The organism is Carnobacterium sp., assembly GCF_040274425.1.
In genome coordinates this window covers 1-4,044 of sequence record NZ_JBEMBC010000141.1, presented here as the reverse complement: position 1 = coordinate 4,044, position 4,044 = coordinate 1, and the positions used below count along the sequence as shown (strand labels likewise).

Here is a 4,044-nt window from a genome sequence, read left to right as displayed (position 1 = left end):
GACTTATGCACATAGCATAAGTCTAAAACAAATATGTTTTTATTTTTTACACTGTCTACTTGACAGGGACCAGTTCATCTTCTTTATAGCTTTTACTCAATTATTTGGCGTAGCTTGCTTTCTTTTCTTTTAAAGCAGCTACATCAGATTCTCTACAGTAAACATAATGTCCTGGAGAAATTTCACGTAACTCTTCAGGTTCTCCATTTGATTCACGAGGAATATATGGAGTACGCACACGATTACGCTCATATTCAGGATCTGGTAAAGGTACAGCAGACAATAAACTTTCTGTATAAGGATGCAACGGAGTATTGTACACTTCATCAGCAGGTGCTAATTCAAGTAATTTACCGGTATTCATTACACCAATACGATCACTGATGTATTTAACCATCGATAAATCATGGGCAATAAATAAGAACGTTAATTCTTGAGTTTTTTGCAATTCCATTAATAAATTGACAACTTGCGCTTGAATTGACACATCCAATGCAGAAATCGGTTCATCAGCAATGATAAACTTAGGCTTAACTGCAAGAGCTCTTGCAATCCCAATACGTTGTCTTTGACCACCTGAAAACTCATGTGGGTAGCGAGAAGCATGGTCTGGGTTTAAACCAACTGTTTTTAGAAGTTCATTTACTTGATTGTTTCTGTCTTCCGTAGAAGTAGCTAAACCATGAATATCGATACCTTCTGCGATAATATCGCGAACTTTCATTTTCGGATTCAATGATGCATATGGATCTTGGAAAATCATTTGCATTTCTCTTCTGAATTTCAACATATCTTTTTTACCAGAAATATCATGAACTTTGGTACCTTCAAAATCAATTTCTCCAGAGGTTGGATCATACAATCGAATGATTGAACGACCGGTTGTTGATTTACCTGAACCAGATTCACCAACTAAACCAAAAGTTTCACCTTTATAGATGTCAAAAGTAACATCATCTACGGCACGAACTTCATTTTTTGTTCCTTTGTTGAAGTATTGTTTTAGACCTCTAACTTCTAAAATCTTTTCTCTATTTTCCATATTAGTTTACCCCTCCTTTGACTTCAGTCTTAGCATTTTTTAAAGATGCATGAAGTGGGGCAAACTTTTCTTCATAAATTTTTTGACGTGCTTTAATTTCTGGTGGTGGTTCAACGGCAGGTGCATCGGGATGTAGTAACCACGTTGCAGCTAGATGCGTTTCAGAAACTTTAAAGTATGGCGGTTCTAATTCTGTATCAATTTTCATTGCAAATGCGTTTCGTGGAGCAAAAGCATCCCCTTTTGGTGGGTCCAATAAATCTGGTGGTGTCCCTGGGATAGCATAAAGTGTTTCAGTAATTTCTAAGGTAGGCATAGAACTGATCAGTCCCCATGTATATGGGTGTTGAGGATTGTAAAAAATTTCATCCACTGTTCCAATTTCTATAATTTTACCTGCATACATAACTGCAACACGATCTGCAACGTTAGCTACTACACCTAAATCATGTGTAATGAAAATAATAGAAGTTGCAATTTTCTTTTGTAGTTCTTTCATAAGATCTAAGATTTGCGCTTGAATCGTTACGTCTAAAGCTGTTGTTGGTTCATCAGCAATTAGCACCTCAGGATTACATGCAAGAGCGATCGCAATAACAATACGTTGTCTTTGCCCACCAGAAAATTGGTGAGGGTATTGTTTCATACGTCTTTCTGCATCTGGTAAACCAACTAAATTTAATAATTCTAACGCTCTTTTACCTGCATCTTCTTTGTTTAATTTTTGATGTAAACGAATAGGTTCAGAAATTTGTTTTCCAATAGTCATTGTTGGATTAAGAGATGTCATAGGATCTTGAAAAATCATCGCAATTTCTTTACCACGAATAGCTTGCATTTCTTTTTCAGATTTTTTTATAAGATCTTCACCATTAAAAAGGATTTCTCCATTTTCAATATTTGCATTTTGTGACAGCAAACGCATAATACTACGAGTAGTAACAGATTTTCCAGAACCGGATTCCCCTACGATAGCTAATGTTTCGCCTTTTTTCAAATCAAAACTGACACCACGGATAGCTTTTACTTTACCAGCATAGGTGTCGAATGTTATTTCTAAATCTTTAACTTCTAATACATTACTCATTCATTTTCACCTCGCTAATCTTTCATTTTTGGATCAAATGCATCACGCAAACCATCTGCTAACAAGTTAAATGAAATCATTAAAATACAAATAACTGCTGCTGGATACCACATTAAATGAGGTAAGAAGCGGAATGTTTTGTATCCATCATTAATCAATGTTCCTAATGAAGCTGTTGGTGCAGGAATACCTATACCGATGAAGCTCAAGAATGCCTCGAAGAAAATAGCAGACGGAATTGAGAACATGGTTTGAATAATGATAACACCTGATAAATTTGGAATTAGATGTTTAAATGCTATTTTAATTGAAGATTCACCCAAAGTGCGGGCTGCTAAAATATACTCTTGATTTTTCAATTTTAACGTTTGTGCACGAACTACCCTGGCCATTGAGATCCACCCAGTAATAGCTAGAGCAATAATAATAGACATAATACCTGGATCTAAAACCAAGAGCATTAAGATAACTACTACTAAGTTAGGAACTCCTGATAATATTTCTAAAACACGTTGCATGAAGTTATCAATTTTTCCGCCACACCATCCTGAAACTAAACCATAAGTTACACCTATCGTTAAGTCAAAAAATGCTGCAACAAATGCAATTATTAAGGAAACTCGAGTTCCATAAAGAATACGCGAAAGTAAATCACGTCCTAAACTGTCTGTACCTAAAATATAGTACTGGCCTTCAGGAACGCCTTTTTCAGCATATTTATCGACGCGTGTGTCGCCAACTGCTTGAGTTCCATTTAACCCATCAATTCCAATTCCAGGAATTTTAGGAGGTAAGCTTGCAAACTCTACTGTTTGAACATTTGGATCATGCGGTGCAACAAGTGGAGCTGCAATTGTAAGAATAATCATAATTGTCAGAACAATCAGACTAACGACAGCTGCTTTATTTTTTTTCAATCTTCTCCATGAGTCTTGAATAAAACTTAATGAAGGTGCTGCAATTTTTTCGTTATCTTGAACACTTGACTCAGACGCTGGAGCAAACATGTCAGGAGACAGATTCTTTAGTTCATCTGCAACAGGAGTATTCTCTTGGTTATGCATTATTTGTCCCCTCCTTCATTAGAAACACGAATACGTGGATCAATTACTCCGTATAGAATATCTACAACTAAAATAATAAATACTAGCATAGCAGAATAAAGAATGGTTACACCCATAATAGTGGGGTAATCATTTGTCATAATTGATTTAACGAATTGTTCTCCAATTCCTGGAATAGCATAGATATTTTCTACAACCATTGAACCCGTCATTAAACCAACTGCCATAGGCCCTAAGATCGTAACTAATGGTATCAATGCATTACGAACACCATGTTTAAATGCTACTGTCCATCTGCTTAACCCTTTGGCTCTTGCCAATTCAACATAATCACTACTTAATACATCTACCATTTCTGTTCTAATAAAACGAGCAGAATCGGCTAGCGGAGATATCGTTAAAGCTAATGTAGGCAAAACAGATGAACTGAATCCGCCATCCCATAAAGCGATTGGGAACCATTGTAGATATACTCCAAAAATAAGTTGCAATAATACTGCAATAACAAAGTTAGGAATAGATCTACCTAAAATTGCTGAAAATGTTGCTAATGTATCAATCCATGTGTTTTGATACATTGCTGCGATTACTCCTAAAACAATACCTAGTATTGTCCCAAGTGCTACTGCTTGAATACCTAGCTGCAAGGATGGCCCTATACGCGTAGATAACAGTTTTGTTACAGGAGTATTGTTAAATTGGAATGATGTTCCTAAATCCCCTTTAAGCAATCCACCGATGTACACTAAATACTGAACCGCAACCGGTTCATTTAATCCATATTGTTCATTCATAATATAGATTTGTTCTTCTGAAAGTTTATCCTGGTTACTATATGGAGTACCTGGTAA

General features: G+C 36.0%; 4 protein-coding genes. All 4 read right to left on the bottom strand.

Going from position 1 to position 4,044, the window contains the following annotated elements:
• Positions 1-100 precede the first annotated feature (100 nt).
• Positions 101-1,042 carry an ABC transporter ATP-binding protein gene (locus tag ABS911_RS14580; RefSeq protein WP_350468162.1) on the bottom strand — a complete coding sequence of 314 codons (942 nt, stop codon included), beginning with the start codon at positions 1,040-1,042 and terminating at the stop codon, positions 101-103.
• Between the two features lies 1 nt (position 1,043).
• A complete protein-coding gene (locus ABS911_RS14575) occupies positions 1,044-2,129 on the bottom strand; it encodes an ABC transporter ATP-binding protein (RefSeq protein WP_350468161.1) in 1,086 nt (361 codons plus the stop codon).
• A 14-nt stretch (positions 2,130-2,143) separates the two neighbouring features.
• On the bottom strand, positions 2,144-3,193 hold the full coding sequence (gene opp3C, locus ABS911_RS14570; protein WP_350468160.1) for an oligopeptide ABC transporter permease: 1,050 nt from the start codon (positions 3,191-3,193) through the stop codon (positions 2,144-2,146).
• A partial coding sequence (locus ABS911_RS14565) for an ABC transporter permease (RefSeq protein ID WP_350468159.1) occupies positions 3,193-4,044 on the bottom strand: 852 nt, incomplete at its 5' end. The genes ABS911_RS14565 and opp3C, both read right to left, overlap by 1 nt.